The sequence below is a fragment of the Streptomyces sp. NBC_00237 genome (genome assembly GCF_026342435.1).
Classification (GTDB): domain Bacteria; phylum Actinomycetota; class Actinomycetes; order Streptomycetales; family Streptomycetaceae; genus Streptomyces.
The window spans coordinates 1,638,737-1,657,884 of record NZ_JAPEMT010000001.1; the positions used below are offsets into that span (position 1 = coordinate 1,638,737).

A 19,148-nucleotide genomic window follows, 5' to 3' on the forward strand; every position below is an offset into this window, starting at 1 on the left:
GACGGGAGAACCCCGCATGCTTGAGCCGATCGATCCCGCTGAGGCCGAGAAGACTTCGCCCAGCGACACCTTGCCGCCGCGCCGCAGGCGCCGCGCGGCCTCGCGTCCCGCCGGTCCCCCCGGGGCCGTCGCGACCCAGCAGGACCAGCCGGAACCGTCGGATGCCGCCAAGACCGTAGAGGCCGCGGCTCCGGCCATACCGGCCGGAGAGGGTGCCGTGACCGACACCACTGACACCACTGACACCACTGACAACACCGCGAACACCAGCGTCGGCGACAGCGCCGCCCCCGCGCGCCCGCGCCGTCGTGCCGTGCGCAAGGCGACCGCCCCGGCGGGCTCGCCCGCACCGGTCGTCGACGAGACCCCGGCCCCCGCGGCCGAGAGTGCCGCTCCCGTCGAGCCGTCCGCCGAGGAGGCCCCCGTGCCGCGCACGCGCCGTCGTGCCGTGCGCAAGGCCACCGCGCCGGTGGGCGCCCCGGCCGAGACCGCTTCGGCCCCCGTCGAGGCCCCCGTCGAGGAGGCTCCTGCCGCCGAGACGGCCGCTCCGGCACGCCGTCGTGCCACCCGTAAGGCGACCGCCCCGGCGGGTGCCCCGGCCGGGACCGAGGCAGCTGTGGCCGCCCCTGTCGAGGAGGCTCCGGCAGCCGAGGAGGCCCCCGCGCCGCGTACCCGTCGCCGTGCCACCCGCAAGGCGACCGCGCCGGTCGTCGAGGAGACCGCGCCGGTCGTGGCGGAGACCCCTGCGGTGGAGGTCCCCGTGATGGAGGCCCCCGTCGCCGCCGAGCCCGTCGCGGAGGAGGCGCCCGCACCCCGTACGCGTCGCCGTGCCGTGCGCAAGGCCACCGCCCCCGCCGGCTCGCCCGCGTCGGCCACCGCCGAGACCCCGGCCGAGCCCGTCGCCGTACCGCAGGAGCAGGAGCAGGAGCAGGAGCAGGAGCACGAGCAGGCCGCCGCCGAAGAGGCCCCGGTCATCGAGGAGGCGCCCGCGCCCCGTGCGCGTCGTCGCGCTGTGCGCAAGGCCACCGCTCCGGCGGGCGCTCCCGCTGCGGCCGGGATGCAGGCTGCGGCCGAGCCCGTCGCCGTAACGGAGACCGTGAAGGAAGCCGCGCCGGAGCCCGTCGAGGACGAGGCGCCGCGTGGGCGTGCCCGTCGTCGGGCGAGCCGTCCGGTCGCCACCCCGAAGTTCACCGCCGAGCCGGCCGCCCCTGCCGCCGAGGCGAAGGCCGAGGAGAGCGGCCCGCGTTCGCGCCGCCGTGAACAGCGGCCCGCAGTCGCCGTCTTCCAGGCGCCGGTCTTCGCCGAGCCCATGTTCCAGACCCCGGAGACCGCCGCCATGGCCGCGGCCGCCGCGCCGGTCGAGGAGCCGGAGGAGGACGAGGAGGAGACGGTCGAGGTCGAGGCCGTCGTCGAGGCACCTGTGCAGGAGGCCGAGCCCGCGCAGTCCGGTGGCCGTCGCCGCCGTCGCCGTCGCGGCGAGAGCGCCCCCGCAGAGCAGGCCCGTGCCGAGGTCCAGGAAGCCCCGCAGGACGAGGCTGAGGAGGACGCCGAGCAGGCGCACGAGGGCGAGGGCCACGACGAGTCGGACGACTCCGACGACCGCCGCGCCCGCCGTCGCCGTCGTGGTGGCCGCCGTCGCCGCCGGGGTGATGCCCTGGACGCCGAGGACACCGACTCCGACAACGGCCACAAGAGGTACGAGGACGCGGGAGAGCCGCAGCAGGACGCGGACAGTGTCTCCGAGGAGGACGACTCCGAGGAGCACGACGACGAGCACCAGGGGGGTGCCGGTTCGTCCAGCAGCCGTCGCCGTCGTCGCCGTCGCCGTCGCAGCGGTGACTCCGGCCACGACGAGGCGCAGGGCGGGTCCGACGACCCGGAGCGCACCGTCGTCAAGGTCCGCGAGCCCCGCAAGAAGGAGGCCGCCGTCGAGCGCGAGCTGGGCACCGGCTTCGACGAGGTCCAGTCCATCAAGGGCTCGACCCGCATGGAGGCCAAGAAGCAGCGCCGCCGCGAAGGCCGCGAGCAGGGCCGTCGTCGCGTCCCGATCATCACCGAGGCCGAGTTCCTGGCCCGGCGCGAGGCCGTCGAGCGCGTCATGGTCGTACGCCAGAACGGCGAGCGCACCCAGATCGGCGTTCTTGAGGACAACATCCTCGTCGAGCACTACGTCAACAAGGAGCAGTCGACGTCCTACGTCGGCAACGTCTACCTGGGCAAGGTGCAGAACGTCCTCCCCTCCATGGAGGCCGCGTTCATCGACATCGGCAAGGGCCGCAACGCCGTCCTGTACGCCGGTGAGGTCAACTTCGAGGCGCTCGGCATGGCCCACGGGCCGCGCCGCATCGAGACCGCTCTCAAGTCCGGCCAGTCGGTACTCGTCCAGGTGACGAAGGACCCGATCGGTCACAAGGGCGCACGTCTGACGAGCCAGGTGTCCCTGCCGGGCCGCTACCTCGTGTACGTGCCCGAGGGCTCCATGACCGGCATCAGCCGCAAGCTCCCGGACACCGAGCGGGCGCGTCTGAAGACCATCCTCAAGAAGATCGTCCCCGAGGACGCGGGCGTCATCGTGCGCACCGCCGCCGAGGGTGCGAGCGAGGACGAGCTGCGCCGCGACGTCGAGCGTCTGCAGGCACAGTGGGAAGACATCCAGAAGAAGGCGAAGAGCAACACGGCCACCAACGCGCCGACGCTGCTCTACGGCGAGCCGGACATGACCGTCCGCGTCGTCCGCGACATCTTCAACGAGGACTTCTCCAAGGTCATCGTCAGCGGTGACGAGGCATGGCAGACGATCTACGGGTACGTCGCCCACGTCGCGCCGGACCTCACCGACCGGCTGTCGCGCTGGACGTCGGAGGTCGACGTCTTCGCGACGTACCGGATCGACGAGCAGCTCATGAAGGCGCTGGACCGCAAGGTCTACCTCCCCTCCGGCGGCTCCCTGGTCATCGACAAGACCGAGGCGATGATCGTCGTCGACGTCAACACCGGGAAGTTCACCGGACAGGGCGGCAACCTCGAAGAGACCGTCACCAAGAACAACCTGGAGGCGGCCGAGGAGATCGTGCGCCAGCTGCGGCTGCGCGACCTCGGCGGCATCGTCGTCATCGACTTCATCGACATGGTCCTGGAGTCGAACCGCGACCTGGTGCTGCGGCGCCTCCTGGAGTGCCTGGGACGCGACCGTACGAAGCACCAGGTGGCGGAGGTCACCTCGCTGGGCCTCGTCCAGATGACCCGCAAGCGGGTCGGCCAGGGCCTCCTGGAGTCCTTCTCCGAGACCTGCGTCCACTGCAACGGGCGCGGCGTCATCGTGCACATGGAGCAGCCCACCGCGATCGGCGGTGGCGGCGGCTCCAAGCGCTCGAAGAAGCGCGGCAAGGGCGGCAGCGGTTCCGAGCACACGGACCACGCCGAGCACGTCGAGCACGCTTCGGACTCCGCCCACCCGGAGCACTCCGGTCAGGACAACGGCTCCGGTCACGACCACCACGAGGCGTACGAGCCCCTTGAGGTGGAGACGGAGGCGGAGGTCGCCGCCGAGGTGGCCGCGCCGATCGCGCTGCCCTCCCCGGACTTCGTACCGGACGAGGAGCTGTACAACAGCGCCGCGGAGGCCGAAGCCGCAGCCACGCGTGGCCGCGGGCGCCGCCGGGCGTCCCGCAAGGCGTCGTCCCCGGCCGGTGCGCCGCGCGGCAAGACCTCGCCTGCGGACTACATCGAGCACGCGTCGCCGATGAAGGCGAAGGCTGCGGTGGAGAAGACCCCTGAGGCCGCAGTGGTCGCCGAGGTCGCAGTGGCCCCCGAGGCTCCTGTTGCCTCCGTGGCTGAGGTCCCGGTGGCCGAGGCCGCTCCCGCGGTCGTCGAGACCGTCGTGGAGGAGGCCGCTGCGGCGCCCCGTGGGCGCCGTCGGGCCACCCGGAAGGCGTCGGCCCCGGCCGGTGCGCCGAAGGAGGCCCAGGCCGCCGAGGTGACCGTGGTGGAGACGGCTCCGGTCGCACCTGCGCCGGTCGCACCCGCGCCGGTCGTCGAGGAGGCTCCGGCTGCTCGGGCCGCCGAGCCCGAGACCGCCGCGCCCGTCGCCGACGCCGCGCCGCCGCGGGCCCGCCGCAGGGCGACGCGCAAGGCCACGGCTCCCGCAGGTTCGCCCGCGGGGTCGGTCGAAGCGGCCGTGCTCGTCGTCGACGCCGCACCGTCGGTGGCCGCCGAGGCCGCGGTGGCTGAGATCGCGGTGACTGAGGCAGTGGTGACCGAGGCTCCGGCACCCGAGGGTGACGAGGCTCCGGCCCCGGCCAAGAAGACGGCGCGCAAGACCGCCGCCAAGAAGGCCGCACCGGCGAAGAAGGCAGCGGCCAAGAAGACCGCCGCCAAGAAGACCGTCGCGAAGAAGACGGCTGCCAAGACCGCCAAGACGGCGACCAAGGCGGCTACGAAGACGGCGGCCAAGAAGACTGCGAAGAAGACGGCCGCGGCGGAGCAGACGCTCCCCTCCGTGTCCGCCCCCGCGCAGGACTGACGCATCACCAGGTGAAGCACTGCTCCGACAGGGGCAGTGCTTCACCTGATGCAGGGGTCCGCTGCATCACCCGCTGTCTCCGCAACAGGCAGCACCAGCGACACTCAGGCAAGCACCAGAAGTACGCGTAACACCCGCAGTACCCAGCGGAACCGGCCCCCGGGCCGGAACCAGGGTGGCCAGCGCCGACCGGGCGCTGGCCACCCTGGTATCCGGTACCTGTCCGAGACCTGCCCGAGATCTGTCCGGGGCGCGGTCGGGACCTGTCCGGGACCTCCCAGGGCCCGAAGGCTGTGAAATGCCCCTGAAAAACGGAGAGTTCGAAACCTCATGAGCAACAGCGCCACCCCTCGCCCCATACGCAAGGCCGTCATCCCGGCCGCAGGGCTCGGCACCCGCTTCCTGCCCGCGACCAAGGCCACTCCGAAGGAGATGCTGCCGGTCGTCGACAAGCCCGCGATCCAGTACGTGGTCGAGGAAGCCGCCGGGGCGGGGCTCTCCGACGTACTCATGATCACGGGCCGCAACAAGCGCGCCCTTGAGGACCACTTCGACCGCAACTACGAGCTGGAGTCGGCGCTCACGAAGAAGGGCGACGCCGACCGCCTCGCGCGCGTCCAGGAGTCCAGCGACCTCGCGACCATGCACTACGTCCGCCAGGGCGACCCGCGGGGCCTTGGTCACGCCGTGCTGTGCGCCGCGCCGCACGTCGGCAACGAGGCTTTCGCCGTCCTCCTCGGCGACGACCTGATCGACCCCCGCGACCCGCTGCTCGCCCGTATGGTCGAGGTCCAGCAGGCGTACGGCGGCAGCGTCGTCGCGCTGATGGAGGTCGACCCGGAGCAGATCCACCTGTACGGCTGCGCGGCCGTCGACGCCACCGCCGAGGGCGACGTCGTCAAGATCAACGGCCTGGTCGAGAAGCCCGCCACCGAGGACGCTCCGAGCAACCTCGCCATCATCGGCCGGTACGTCCTCGACCCGGCCGTCTTCGAGGTCCTGCACAAGACCGAGCCCGGCCGAGGCGGCGAGATCCAGCTCACCGACGCCCTGCAGACCCTTGCCGCGGACGAGAGCGTCGGCGGACCGGTGCACGGTGTCGTCTTCAAGGGCCGCCGCTACGACACCGGCGACCGCGGCGACTACCTGAAGGCCATCGTCCGCCTCGCCGCCGAGCGCGAGGACCTCGGTCCGGACTTCAAGACGTGGCTGCGCGGCTACGTCGCGGAGGAGATCTAAGTCTCCCCCGGTTCCTCCGGCAGGCTTCGACGGGACTCCTCACCGGGGTTACAGGCTCTCACCAGGGCTACGGCCCTTCACGCGGGCCCCGTCGAGGGCCGCCCCGCACCACCTTCGGGGCGGCCACCCTCGCACCACCGGGGGAGGCCGCCCCGTACCCTTTGCCCCGCAGCACCCCTTGCGTCATCCTCCTGCGCCACCCCTTGCACCACTCCACGCACCATCCCTGCACGACCCGCACGAAGGAGAACCCCATGATCGGCCTGGTACTGGCGGCGGGCGCCGGACGGCGTCTGCGTCCCTACACCGACACGCTGCCCAAGGCACTCGTGCCCGTCGACGGCGACACCACCGTCCTCGACCTCACGCTGGGGAACTTCGCGAAGGTCGGCCTCACTGAGGTCGCGATCGTCGTCGGCTACCGCAAGGAAGCCGTCTACGCGCGCAAGGAGGAGCTGGAGAAGACGTACGGCGTCACGATCACGCTGATCGACAACGACAAGGCCGAGGAGTGGAACAACGCCTACTCCCTCTGGTGCGCCCGCGACGTCCTCAAGGAGGGTGTCATCCTCGCCAACGGCGACACGGTGCACCCGGTCTCCGTCGAGGAGACGCTGCTCGCCGCCCGCGGCAAGGGCCAGAAGATCATCCTCGCCCTCGACACGGTGAAGAACCTCGCCGACGAGGAGATGAAGGTCATCACGGACGACAGCGACGCCGTGCAGCGGATCACCAAGCTGATGGACCCGGCGTCCGCCACCGGTGAGTACATCGGTGTCACGCTGATCGAGGGCGAGGCCGCCGAAGAGCTGGCCGACGCCCTGAAGACCACCTTCGAGCGGGACCCCGACCTCTACTACGAGGACGGCTACCAGGAGCTCGTCAACCGGGGCTTCCGCATCGACGTCGCCCCGATCGGCGACCTGAAGTGGGTCGAGATCGACAATCACGACGACCTCGCCAAGGGCCGGGAGATCGCGTGCCAGTACTGACCCGGCTGATCCCCTCACCGGTCGCCGTCGACATCTCCCGCGGGGCCCTCGACGACCTCGCGGGCCTCCTCGCCGATCAGCGGATCTCCGGCTCGGGCGCGCTCGCCATCGCCATCAGCGGCGGCTCGGGCCGGATGCTGAAGGAGAAACTGGCACCCGTTCTGCCGGGCGCCGACTGGTACCCCGTCACCGACGGCACCATCGACGCGGCCGTGCAGCTCGCCGAGGAGATGAAGGGCCGCAAGCGGTACGACGCGGTCGTCGGCCTCGGAGGCGGCAAGATCATCGATGTGGCCAAGTACGCGGCCGCCCGCATCGGCCTGCCCATGGTCGCCGTCGCGACGAACCTCTCGCACGACGGCCTGTGCTCCCCGGTGTCCATCCTTGACAACGACAACGGACGCGGCTCCTACGGCGTGCCCACGCCCATCGCGATGCTCATCGACCTCGATGTCATCCGGGACGCCCCGCCCCGCTTCGTACGCTCCGGAATCGGCGACGCCCTCTCCAACATCTCCGCCGTCGCCGACTGGGAACTGTCCCACCGGGTCAACGGCGAGAAGGTCGACGGACTTGCCGCCGCCATGGCCCGGCAGGCCGGTGAGGCGGTGCTGCGCCACCCTGGCACTGTCACCCAGGACGCCTTCCTGACGGTGCTCGCGGAGGCCCTCGTCCTGTCCGGCATCTCGATGTCGATCAGCGGTGACACCCGTCCCTCCTCGGGCGCCTGTCACGAGATCAGCCACGCCTTCGACCTGCTGTACCCGAAGCGCTCGGCGCTGCACGGCGAGCAGGTCGGCATCGGTGCCGTCTTCGCGATGCACCTGCGCGGTGCCCACGAGGAGGCCGGACTGTTCGCCGACGTACTGCGCAGGCACGCCATGCCGGTGCTGCCGGGCGACATCGGCTTCACCGTCGAGGAGTTCGTCACGGCCGTGCGGTACGCGCCGCAGACGCGTCCTGGGCGCTTCACCATCCTGGAACACCTCGACCTGTCCGAGGACGGCATCAGGGACGCGTACAGCTCCCTGGTGAAGGCCGTGGGCGCGTCGGGTGGACAGCAGGACGGCGGGCGTTAGCCCGGTTTGACCCACCGGTCGGGGCCCCGTAACCTTGACCGTCGGCGTCTTTTTGTGCGCCAAACCCCTGAGCAACCCCCTCCTGGGCCACTTCGGTGCGTACGGGAGAGGCCGCTCGTCCTGTTTTCATGCCGGTAGCGGCTGGCATCAGGGGTCCCGTCTTCGAGTGAGAGTGAGATCCGCGTGTACGCCATCGTGCGCAGCGGTGGTCGCCAGCACAAGGTTGCTGTCGACGACATCGTTGAGGTTGACAAGATTTCCACTGCCAAGGTTGGCGACACGGTCGAGCTTTCGACTCTGCTCGTTGTCGACGGCGACTCCGTGACCAGCGACCCGTGGGTCCTGGCCGGGATCAAGGTCACGGCCGAGGTCGTGGACCACCACAAGGGCGAGAAGATCGACATTCTCCGCTACAAGAACAAGACCGGCTACCGCCGTCGCCAGGGTCACCGCCAGCAGTACACGGCGATCAAGGTCACCGGTATCCCCACGGCTGCGAAGTAAAGGGACTGAGACATGGCACACAAGAAGGGCGCATCGTCCACTCGGAACGGTCGCGACTCCAATGCCCAGCGGCTCGGCGTGAAGCGCTTCGGCGGTCAGGCTGTCAACGCCGGTGAGATCCTGGTCCGCCAGCGCGGTACCCACTTCCACCCGGGCACGGGCGTCGGCCGTGGTGGCGACGACACGCTGTTCGCCCTCGCCGCCGGTGCGGTCGAGTTCGGTACGCACCGTGGTCGCAAGGTCGTGAACATCGTTCCGATCGCCGGCTGAACAAGCCAGCTTTCGTAAGGGCACCTCATAGAGGTGCTCGGAGCGAATCACCGCACGTTCCGAGGGCGGACGCTCTTTCCCGGCTAACCGGGGAAGCGTGTCCGCCCTCGGCGTGTTACGTATGTAGACATTCCGCATTACCTGTACTGGAGGACACCCATGACCACCTTCGTGGACCGCGTCGAACTGCATGTCGCCGCGGGTAACGGAGGCCACGGCTGCGCCTCCGTACACCGTGAGAAGTTCAAGCCGCTCGGCGGCCCGGACGGCGGCAACGGCGGGCGCGGCGGCGACATCACCCTCGTTGTCGACCAGGCTGTGACCACTCTGCTCGACTACCACCACAGCCCGCACCGCAAGGCCACCAACGGCCAGCCCGGCGCAGGTGACAACCGTTCCGGCAAGGACGGCCAGGACCTGATCCTGCCCGTGCCCGACGGCACCGTCGTCCTCGACAAGGACGGAAACGTCCTCGCCGACCTCGTCGGCCACGGCACCACCTACGTCGCCGGTGAGGGAGGCCGCGGTGGCCTCGGCAACCTGGCGCTGTCCTCGGCCCGACGCAAGGCCCCCGGCTTCGCTCTCCTGGGCGAGCCCGGCAAGTCCGCGGACATCGTCCTGGAGCTCAAGACCGTCGCCGACGTAGCCCTGGTGGGCTACCCGAGCGCGGGCAAGTCCTCGCTGATCTCGGTGCTCTCCGCAGCCAAGCCGAAGATCGCGGACTACCCGTTCACGACGCTCGTCCCCAACCTCGGCGTCGTCACGGCCGGCTCGACCGTCTACACCATCGCCGACGTCCCCGGCCTGATCCCCGGTGCCAGCGAGGGGCGGGGCCTCGGCCTGGAGTTCCTGCGGCACGTCGAGCGCTGCTCGGTCCTCGTCCACGTACTGGACACGGCGACCCTGGAGTCCGACCGCGACCCGATCTCCGACCTCGACGTCATCGAGGAGGAGCTCAAGCTGTACGGCGGTCTGGACGACCGGCCGCGCCTTGTCGTCCTCAACAAGGTCGACATCCCGGACGGCCAGGAACTCGCGGACATGATCCGCCCGGAGCTCGAAGCCCGCGGCTACAAGGTCTTCGACGTGTCGGCCGTCTCCCGCACGGGGCTGAAGGAACTGTCCTTCGCCCTGGCCAAGGGCATCGCCAAGATGCGCGCCCGCAAGCCGCAGGAGGAAGCGACCCGCATCGTCATCCGTCCGAAGGCCGTCGACGACAACGGCTTCAAGGTCGTCCACGACGAGGAAGAGAACGTCTACCGGGTGCGCGGCGAGAAGCCGGAGCGCTGGGTGCAGCAGACCGACTTCAGCAACGACGAGGCCGTCGGCTACCTCGCCGACCGCCTCAGCCGCCTGGGTGTCGAGACCGCGCTGATGAAGGCCGGTGCCCGCGCGGGCGACGCCGTCGCCATCGGCTCCGACGAGAACTCCGTCGTCTTCGACTGGGAGCCCACCGTCATGGCCGGCGCCGAGATGCTCGGCCGCCGAGGCGAGGACCACCGCTTGGACGAGCCGCGCCCCGCCGCGACCCGCCGCAAGGACCGCGAGGCGGAGCGCGACAATTCGCAGAAGGAATACGACGAGTTCAAGCCTTTCTGACACCTCGTCAGTTATGTTTTCGCCCGGCGTCTGACGCGTTGAAAAGGGGGCGTTGCTCCAAGAGCGAAACTCTTGGAGCAACGCCCCCTTTCCATGCGCTCTCTCCGTACGTCCTCGTGACGCGGGTCCGTATCGGCCTCGAACGTGTGGTCCGCGACCCGAGCCGCAGCCCTGCCGTCGTCCACCTCGCGCACCGCCCTCATCAAATTCCTCGGACGTCGCGATCAGCCGTGAAGAACAGCATCGGGCGCCGCGTGGGCGCGAAGTCGAACATCACGGAGGAATAGTCGGTGATCAGTACGTCCGACACCAGATACAGATCCGCGATGTCCGGGTACTTCAACACGTCGAAGACGAAAGATCGAGACGAAACTGGCCCCTGTCGTGCGACAGGCCGTCGCGCCACGGCGGTGCGTACAAGACGACCTTCTTGTCCTCCGGAAGGTCCAGCTTCTCCCGGATCTCCTTGACGCGTACGTCACGGTCGGGCGTGTACAGATAGTCGTTGCGCGGGTATCAGGTCTCGACCACCGGCCCGTCGATGTCCAAAACCGATGCGCTGGAGCATCGTGCCGTGCCAGGTCTGCACGATCACCTGGCCCGGACGGTGTTCCACCCAGTGCGGCAGGTGCGCGCTGGTGACGATGTACTTGCAGAGCGCCAGAGCCTCGAACCACTCGGTGCACCAGAACGGCACCCTCTTCAAGGTGTCCGGCAGCCCCAGTTGACTGTCCCGGACCAGCCAAAGGTGCTCCAGGTCAGTGCCCTCAGTACCAGCTCAGGATCGGTCAGGTCCGCGGGCGAGGTGCCGGAGAGGAAGCAACTAACGCCCTTCGCGCCAGTCTGCCCGCGTCAGCTTGGCCCCCAGCGGACGGCCGGAGAACTGCAGATAACCGTCGGCCACCGACAGTTGGTTCCAGCACCACCGTGTATACGTACTGTTTGCCGCTCTTGTGGTTGGAGACCCGCAGCGACACCGACGTCCAAGTGCTTGCGGTTCGTCGTGCGCGGGATGTTGCCGCCCTCGCGGCGCTGCCGGTAGTGCACACGGGCGTGGCACAGGGTGGCGATCGATTCCGCCGCCATCAGCGAACAGAACGTCCAGGGGGCGTCCTCGTGGTAGCCGGGTGGGAACGTGAAGTCCTGGGCCTGAATGAACTCGCGGTGGTACGCCTTGTTCCATACGACCTGAAGCAGGTCGAGGAGCTTGGGGTGAAGGGTCAGCGTAAGGCGCCGGAGGGCTCGGACTTCTTCAGGTGGGGGTGCAGCCGGTTGCGGATGGCCTTCTCGGCGAGATGGAGGACCCGCACGCGCGGGTCGAGCGCGGCGTACTCGTCCAGGATCGCACCGGACGCGTCGGGCGAGCAGTCGTCGACCGCCAGGATCTCGAAGTCGGTGAAGTCCTGGTGCAGGACAGAGCCGAGGTATTTGTGTATGTATCCCTAAATGTTGTACGTGGGGACAACAAGGTTCAATCGAGGCGTTCTACATCTGTTCGTAAGCAGCGTGCACGGCATGCCGGGGTGCCGGTCGTGCTGTGAGGCTGGCGTGTTCGGCAGTTCGACGGGTGTTGTCAGTGCTGAGTGAAGACAAGCGGGAGCAGACGTTCGCTTTGCGGCCGCCTGGGTGAGGGGTTCCAGGGCGGTGCTGACAGTCCGGTCAAATACGGTGAAGCGGAAGTCGGGGTGTGAGGCGTCTACCCTGGAGGACCCAGGGGTGGCCACCGGCCTGTGACGTTGGTTGCACCGGAGTTTGAGGCGGGTCTCCCGGGGCAGCGGCGCGCGGAGAGTCCGGTCGGCACGGCCGGTGCGACATCATTGAGGAGCATCAGGGTGCAACCCGCACAGATCACCGTGGTCGTCATCGTCTACAACGACGCGGACCGCATCGCCACGGCTGTCGAGTCGGCCCTTGCTCAGGGAGACGCTGTCGGTGAAGTGATCGTCGTCGACGACGCCTCCACCGACGGCACCCGCGAAGCGGTTGACGCCCTCGCCACACGGCATCCCCGGGTGCGCCCCCTGCACCGGACAGAGAACAGCGGGGGCTGCGGCAGCCCCCGCAACGACGGCATCTCCGCAGCTGCCTTCCCCTATGTGATGTTCCTGGACAGCGACGACGTCTATCCGGAGGGTGCCGCCGACGCGCTCCTCGCCGAAGCCGCCCCCGGCATCGACGTCGTTGCCGGACAGTGCGTGCGCCGCGAACTCCCCGAGGAACACGACACCGTATGGGCGCCCGCCCTCTACGACACCACCGCCGGTGCAACCCTGCCGGGCACTGTCCTCAAAGGCATCACCGCCCACCCCGAGTTCCTTATCGATACCCTCTCTGTCAACAAGCTCTACCGACGCGACTTCCTCGCTGAACACGCAGCCGTCTTCCCCGACGGCGCCTTCCACTACGAGGACTTCGTCTTCACCGCGAAGGTGTACGCGGCAGCCCCTCGTATGGCGGTCATCGACACCCCTGTCTACGTCTGGCATGTCCGCCGCGCCGACGCCGCCCTGTCGATCTCCCTGCGCCGTGCCACCCTCGCCAACTGGGAACACCGGGTGGAGGCCCACCGCCGCGTCGTCGAGGTGTTCCGCACGGCAGGACAGGACGCTCTCGCCGTCGCCGCCCAGACCAAGTTTCTCGACTACGACCTGCCCATGTACGTACGGGAACTCGCCCAGCGCGCACCCGACTACCGGGCCGGCTGGTGGGCGCATGCCCGTACCTACCTCGCGGGCTTCGATGACGCCGCGTACGAGGCAGCCGAAGCCCCGTCCCGCTGGCTGGCCCGTTCCCTGACGGCCTGGGAGCAGCCGGTCGAGCTGGACAGGGTCATGGGCCTGGCGGCGCAGCCTCCCTGCCTCCTGCCGCCCCCGTACACCAACGCGGCAGGTGAGCCCGTGCTGTCCGGTCGGCAGCCCGAGGTGCTGCTCGACGGACTCACGGCACTGCCCCCGCACAAGCTCCCGGTGACCGTCAACGGAACCGCGTTCGTGGGGCGCACGCTCGGGTTCACCCTGACGATCCCGGAACTCCACGGCCTGCTCGGCCCGCTGGACCCGAAACGGGTCGTACTGCGCTTGACCGACCAACGCGAAGCCCTCCCCGCGAAGATCCGCGAACAGCCCTTGCGCCGCACCGCGGACAGCTGGCAGGCCGCCTTCGAGGTGACCGCCAAGGACCTGACCGACGCCGCCCGCCTGGTGTCCTGGCGGGTGCAGGCCGACGTGGTGTGTGCGGGGGGCGAGCGCATCCCCGCCGAAGTCCGTGCCGCCCACCCCGGAGTGGCCCGCCGCAGGGTCGTACCGCGTCTGGGACGCCCCCTGCTCGTCCAGGTGCACGTGACGCCACGGGGGGCCCTGATGGTGCGGATCGCCGGTGGGGTGCACGGAATGCTGGACGTGGTCCGCCGCCGCCTCCAGCGGCTGCTGGCCCGCTGAACACCAAAGAAGAGGGGGGCTCCCGACCCTAGGTCCGGGAGCCCCCCTCGTGTCTTCGCGCTCAGCTTTCCAGGAACCTCAGCGCTCCAGGAACTCGAAGAGCTCCTCCCACCGCTGAGTGATCGACTCGGGCGAGTACCGCTGTACGTTCTCCCGGGCGAGGTCGCCCATCCGGTCCCGCAACTCCTGGTTCTGCATCAGCCGCACCAGCTGCCGGGCAAGCTCAGGAGTGTTGCCGGGACGCGCCAGCAGCCCGTCCACACCGTCCTGGACGATCTCGTGCACGCCCGGCGCACAGTCGAAGGCCACACACGGCACCCCGCACGCCATGGCCTCCAGCAGCGCCAGCGGGAAGCCCTCGCCACGCGAGGACTGCACGAACACCGAGGCCCCGTGCAGCGCCCCGACCACGTCCCGGGTCTGCCCGGCCCACTCGACCGAATCGTCCAGGCCCAGCTCCGTGGCCTGCTTCTTGAGCGACTGCTCAAGCTCGCCCGCGCCGTACAGCTTCAGCGTCCAACCCGGCATCTGCCGAGCGGCCTCCGCCCAGGCGTCGAGCAGTATGTCGAGACCCTTCTGGTGGCTGAGCCGCCCGATGCTGACGACTGTCTTCTCCGTACGCGGAGAGACCGTCTCGGGCATCATCGGCAGCGGGTTGGGCATGAACCCCACGTTGTTGAGGCCCTTCACCGCCCACAGGTCGGCGTCCTCCTGCGTGAGCAGCAGAAGCCGGTCGATGTCCTTGTAGTGCTGAGCGACCCGGCCGAAGCGTGAGGACTGCCGGGAGTACTCGTAGCTCTCGTGGCTCATCCCGATGACCGGGTGTCCCGCCGTGTCGGCCAGCTCGACCCACTCCATCGCCCATACCTGCGTCACGACGATCATCGCGCCCGGTGCGGCGGTGCGGAACATGTGCGACAACTTCGCGGACTTCTCCAGTATCCCGGCCTCCCGGCGGGAGTTGTGGAGCCGTGCGGCCACGTCGACCGTGCCGCGCAGCCCCTGTACCGCCTTGCGGCCGACCGGACGCCGGTCGTACAGCGTCACCGTCTCGTACGGCGGGTCCTCCCCGAGGTCCATGGCGACCTCGGCGGGTGCGATGCCGACGACAGTGACTCGGTGTCCCCGCTCCGCCAGCAGCGAAGCCATCTGCGTCTGCCAGCGGGCCACACCGCCGAGTTCGTCGACCTCGTTGGCCACGAAGAAGATGTCGCGTCCAGTCATCGGCTCCGGCCCTCTCCTCCGAAGAACTTGTCCACGATCTGCGCGGCAGCGTCACCGTGGTCGTACTCGCCGTACCGGTCCACGAACTCCTTCACCTGCGGGCCGTACTGCGCGCGTACGCCGTCAAGGTCGTCCAGCACCGTGAACAGCGCCTCTTCGGTGCGCGGGACCGGACCCGGTGCCGTTTCCACGAGATTGAAGTACGTGCCGCGGATGTCCTGGGAGTACTCCTCCCAGTCGTACGCGAAGAACACCATGGGCCGCTGAAGCAGAGCGAAGTCGAACATCACCGACGAGTAGTCCGTGATCAGCGCGTCCGACGCGAGCAGCAGCGGGGTGATGTCGGGTTCGTCCGAGACGTTGACGACCCGCCCCGCCATCGCCGGAGGCAGCGCCACCTGGTTGAGGTAGTGCGTGCGCACCAGCAGCGTGAACGTGTCGCCGAACCGCTCCGCGAACTCCTCGACGGAGAAGGGAAACTCGAACTTCTGCACCTTGCCCTGGGCATTGGCCCGGAACGTCGGCGCGTACAGCACGACAGGCAGCCCGGGACGAATTCCCAACCGCTTCTTCAGGTCCTTCACCTGCGCGCTCTCACCCGTCGCGTCGCGCCCCTTCACCAGGGCGTCGTTGCGCGGGTACCCGGTGCGCAGCAGCTTGCTCTCCGGCATGCGGTAGGCGCGCGCAAGGGTGCGCACGTCGTGCTCGGTACGGACCACGAAGTGGTCGAAGCGGTCCAGCGACTTCTGGTAAGAAGCCTGTTCCGTCTCCGACATCAGCCGGTAGCTCGGCTCGTCGAAGCCCATGCGCTTGAGCGCGGACCCGTGCCAGGTCTGGATGTACGTCGTCTCGGGGCGTTTGGCCAGCTTCAGGGGGAAGCCCTGGTTGTCGATCCAGAACTCGGCCTGCGCGAGCGCCCTCAGATACTTCCAGGACCAGCGCTTGACCAGTTCCACGTCGTCCGGGAAGCCGTTGGGTTTCGCGCCCGCGTACGACCAGATCGCGTGGATGGGGGCGTTACGGCGCTTGAGCTCTTCATAGAGGGCGCGCGGACTATCGCTGTACTGCTTGCCCAGGTGGCTCTCGAAGACCACGGTGCCCTTGCGGACGGGCAGGGCCTTGATCATGCGGTGATAGCCGTCGATCTTGCGGGCGCCGGAGTTGAGCTCCTTGCGCACGTCGCGGGCCTTGCGGTACGTGGTCTTGGCGATCCGCGCGGGCAGACTGTCCATGTTGTTCTGGATCAGCGCACGCGTCTTCTGGGACGCCGTGCTGTGTTGCACGAGGTGGAACGCCAGGTGACCGCGTCCGGAGACTTCCGCCTCTATGCGGTCGCCCGCCAGCCGCGTCAGCCGCGGCTTGACGGTGATGATGCCGGTGCGTTCGATGTCGGTGTTGCCGACGGTGATTGCGTTCACCGTCAACTTCCCGTCGACCTTCAGGTGCAGCCGAACATTCCACACGTCGTCGACGATGCCCAGAGGACGCAGTTCCTTTGCCAGCGGCAGGGCGGCCTCCCAGCGCACCCTGTCGCCGTCGACGCGCACGCTGCGGACGGGGAAGTGGAACGTCTGGAGGCTTGCGCGGCGTGCCTTGAGCACGATCTCGGCGGACAGCTTCGCATCCGGACCGATCTTCTGCAGCGGGTTGACGATCGCCCCGGCGAGCTCCACGACGGTGGGGCGCTCGGTGTATCCGGTGAGACTGTTGCGCAGGTCCAGCTTGTCCACCGGCCTGGTGTGGTAGCCGAGGTCGGTGACGTCGAGCAGGGCGCGGGCGTGAGGATCCTCCAAGTGCTCCTCGCACCAGTAGATCCTTCCGTCCTTCTCCACCAGCGGCACCGCGAGCTTGCTCCGGTTCAGGAGCATGTCGATGGCCGGCATCAGGTTGTCCCAGTCCTCCTGGAGGAGGAGGTACGCGCAGATGGCGTGGGCGGGGTGCAACTCGTTGTACGCCTCGGGGGCGAAGGACTGGACGTACTCCCGGGCCATCTCGGCGAAGGCGTGCCGGTAGTCGTCGTCGAGGAACGGCAGTTCGCGCAGGTAGAGGACCAGGTCGTGCTTCAAGAACTTGATGTCCTTGTGCAGCTTCAGGTCGCCCATCGAGCGGGACTTGAGAATTTCGTCGATCCGCCGGTGGATCTCCACTCGGTCGGCGAAATTATTGATTTCGTTGCGGCGATTACTGATCGACTTCTTCTCGGTCTTCTCGACCACGTTCCAGAAGTAAACAGTATTCGGAATCAAGGTAATGCGGGAGGCTGCCAGATATGCCTGGGCAGAGAAAAGCAGGTCCTCGTAATGAATCCCCTTGGGGAAAGCGAGATTGCTTTCGATCAGGAATTCGCGCCGGTAGCACTTGTTGGTCGACAGGGTGTCGAACACCAGCAGGTCTGGCAGTTCCGCGACGGAGTCGATCGTGCGCGTGGAGTTGTACAGCCAGCGGTACCACTCGGTCGTCTTGCCGTGTCTGCTGTCGACGTGCACGCGCAGGCACAGGCCGGACACCAGATCTGCACCGGTGGTCTCGGCGGCCTCCAGCATGTTGCGGCAGGCGTTGAGTTCGAGTGTGTCGTCGCTGTCGAGGAACATCACGTAGCGGCCGCGCGCCACCGCGATGCCCTGGTTGCGCGGTTCACCGCAGCCGCCGCTGTTCTCCTCCAGCTGGATCGCCCGGACCCGCTGTGGGTGCTCGGACGCGAGATTCCTGGCCACGGTGTACGAATCGTCCGTGGAGCAGTCGTCCGCGATGATCACTTCGACGTTGTGCAACGTCTGGTCCAGGACCGACTGCACGGCCGTCGGCAACCGCTTGGCATCGTTGTAGACGATGACCACAACACTGATGTCCGGCACGGTCGTCGGGAGGCTGTCCGGCGAGGGAGACGGGCTTGACAAGGCCACCTCTGTGTTCACGTCCTCGGTACGTTTTGATTACTGACCCCTCACAACTGCGGGTATGCGAGGGACGGCCAACTGATGAGCCTTGAAGGATCTTGAAGGATTTCGACAGTCCTCGCCAGGCTAGCCCATGGGTGAAGCCCCTGATCCCCTGCCCAGAGATGCCCCGATCAGTGATCAAAGCGCCTCTGTATAGTGCCTCTATGACTTGGCTGGTAACTGGCGGTGCGGGATACATCGGTTCACACGTGGTAAAGGCTCTCGCCGATGGCGGGGAAAGCGTTGTGGTCCTTGACGATCTGAGTACGGGGTCGGAGGCGCGGATTCCCTCCGGTGTTCCCCTGGAACGCGGCTCGGTGCTCGACCGTGCGCTCCTGGACGACGTACTGAAGAAGCACGGTGTCACCGGTGTGGTGCATATCGCCGCCAAGAAGCAGGTGGGCGAATCCGTGGAACAGCCCCTGTTCTACTACCGAGAGAACGTGGTCGGTCTCCAGACCGTTCTGGAAGCGTCCGTCGCCGCCGAAATCAAGCACTTCGTCTTCTCCTCCTCCGCCGCCGTCTACGGAATGCCCGACGTCGACCTCGTCACCGAGGACACCCCCTGCCTTCCCATGAGCCCCTACGGCGAGACCAAGCTCGCGGGCGAGTGGATGGTCCAGGCCGTCGGCAAGGCGCACGGTATGGCCACCGCCTGCATGCGCTACTTCAACGTCGCGGGTGCCGCCTCGCCCGAACTCGGCGACCCCGGCGTCTTCAACCTCGTCCCCATGGTGTTCGAGCGCATCGACGCAGGTAAGTCCCCACTGATCTTCGGTGACGACTACCCGACCCCCGACGGCACCTGCGTCCGCGACTACATCCACGTCGCCGACATCGCCTCCGCACACGTCGCCGCAGCCCACAAGCTGGTCGCCGACCCCGAGGCCCGCCTGGTGCTCAACATCGGCAAGGGCGCAGGCGTCTCCGTCGCCGAGATGATCGACGTCATCCGCGAGGTCAGCGGCCACCAGGACGTCAAGGCCGAGGTGGCCCCGCGCCGCGCGGGAGACCCCGCCCGCGTCGTCGCCGCAGCCGACCGCATCCGCACCGAACTCGACTGGGAAGCCCGTTACGACGTACGCGACATGGTCGAGTCGGCGTGGGCGGGCTGGCGGCACCGCCACCCGCAGGGCTGACCACCCGTACCTCCCGTACGTTGACGGCGGGTCCCGGAGAAGTCCGGGACCCGCCGTCGTCGCGTCCGGGGGCCGGAACTCCCGAGCACCGCACCACGGCCCTCACGTACATTGCGGGAAACCCCCGCGGACCCGGCACACGGGAGCCGCGGACACGGGACACGGTGACCGCACGCGAGAAGCGGCGCGCGGCACGGCGCAGGC

The 19,148-nt window shown here is 68.5% G+C and carries 12 protein-coding genes and 1 pseudogene; 9 read left to right on the top strand and 4 right to left on the bottom strand.

Annotated elements, in window-relative coordinates:
- The first annotated feature begins 16 nt into the window (after positions 1-16).
- The 7 genes from OG897_RS07185 (at position 17) to obgE (ending at position 10,205) form a co-directional block, all read left to right on the top strand.
- Positions 17-4,522, top strand: a complete 4,506-nt coding sequence (locus OG897_RS07185; RefSeq protein ID WP_266653960.1) for a ribonuclease E/G — start codon at positions 17-19, stop codon at positions 4,520-4,522.
- 330 nt (positions 4,523-4,852) lie between these two features.
- The gene (gene galU / locus OG897_RS07190; protein WP_266653962.1) at positions 4,853-5,761 is read left to right on the top strand and encodes a UTP--glucose-1-phosphate uridylyltransferase GalU; all 909 of its coding nucleotides are present in this window, start codon (positions 4,853-4,855) and stop codon (positions 5,759-5,761) included.
- Positions 5,762-6,015: 254 nt separating this feature from the next.
- Positions 6,016-6,753: a phosphocholine cytidylyltransferase family protein gene (locus OG897_RS07195; protein ID WP_266653964.1), complete on the top strand. Its 738-nt coding sequence runs from the start codon at positions 6,016-6,018 to the stop codon at positions 6,751-6,753.
- Entirely contained in the window at positions 6,741-7,832 is a 1,092-nt protein-coding gene (locus OG897_RS07200; RefSeq protein WP_266653966.1) for an iron-containing alcohol dehydrogenase family protein, read from the top strand. The genes OG897_RS07195 and OG897_RS07200 overlap by 13 nt, the downstream gene beginning before the upstream one ends.
- 183 nt (positions 7,833-8,015) lie before the next feature.
- Positions 8,016-8,336 carry a 50S ribosomal protein L21 gene (rplU, locus tag OG897_RS07205; protein ID WP_185026398.1) on the top strand — a complete coding sequence of 107 codons (321 nt, stop codon included), beginning with the start codon at positions 8,016-8,018 and terminating at the stop codon, positions 8,334-8,336.
- A 12-nt stretch (positions 8,337-8,348) separates the two neighbouring features.
- Positions 8,349-8,606, top strand: coding sequence for a 50S ribosomal protein L27 (gene rpmA, locus OG897_RS07210; RefSeq protein WP_018103204.1), 258 nt, complete (start codon positions 8,349-8,351; stop codon positions 8,604-8,606).
- Positions 8,607-8,765: 159 nt separating this feature from the next.
- A complete protein-coding gene (gene obgE / locus OG897_RS07215; RefSeq protein ID WP_266653971.1) occupies positions 8,766-10,205 on the top strand; it encodes a GTPase ObgE in 1,440 nt (479 codons plus the stop codon).
- 217 nt (positions 10,206-10,422) lie between these two features.
- Here the strand turns inward: obgE and OG897_RS07220 are convergent.
- A pseudogene (locus OG897_RS07220) lies at positions 10,423-10,971 on the bottom strand (CDP-glycerol glycerophosphotransferase family protein); the annotation flags it as partial.
- A 454-nt stretch (positions 10,972-11,425) separates the two neighbouring features.
- The gene (locus OG897_RS07225; RefSeq protein WP_323188051.1) at positions 11,426-11,641 is read right to left on the bottom strand and encodes a glycosyltransferase; all 216 of its coding nucleotides are present in this window, start codon (positions 11,639-11,641) and stop codon (positions 11,426-11,428) included.
- A gap of 396 nt (positions 11,642-12,037) precedes the next feature.
- Between OG897_RS07225 and OG897_RS07230 the strand changes: the two genes are divergently transcribed.
- On the top strand, positions 12,038-13,642 hold the full coding sequence (locus tag OG897_RS07230; RefSeq protein ID WP_266653973.1) for a glycosyltransferase family 2 protein: 1,605 nt from the start codon (positions 12,038-12,040) through the stop codon (positions 13,640-13,642).
- A 78-nt stretch (positions 13,643-13,720) separates the two neighbouring features.
- Here the strand turns inward: OG897_RS07230 and OG897_RS07235 are convergent, their stop codons facing one another.
- Together OG897_RS07235 and OG897_RS07240 are read right to left on the bottom strand one after the other, a co-directional pair.
- Positions 13,721-14,866 (bottom strand): glycosyltransferase, encoded by a 1,146-nt coding sequence (locus OG897_RS07235; RefSeq protein ID WP_266653975.1) that lies wholly within the window; start codon positions 14,864-14,866, stop codon positions 13,721-13,723.
- Positions 14,863-17,763: a CDP-glycerol glycerophosphotransferase family protein gene (locus OG897_RS07240; protein WP_266653977.1), complete on the bottom strand. Its 2,901-nt coding sequence runs from the start codon at positions 17,761-17,763 to the stop codon at positions 14,863-14,865. The genes OG897_RS07235 and OG897_RS07240 overlap by 4 nt, the downstream gene beginning before the upstream one ends.
- Before the next feature lie 206 nt (positions 17,764-17,969).
- Between OG897_RS07240 and galE the strand changes: the two genes are divergently transcribed.
- Entirely contained in the window at positions 17,970-18,944 is a 975-nt protein-coding gene (gene galE, locus OG897_RS07245) for a UDP-glucose 4-epimerase GalE (protein ID WP_266653979.1), read from the top strand.
- Positions 18,945-19,148 lie beyond the last annotated feature (204 nt).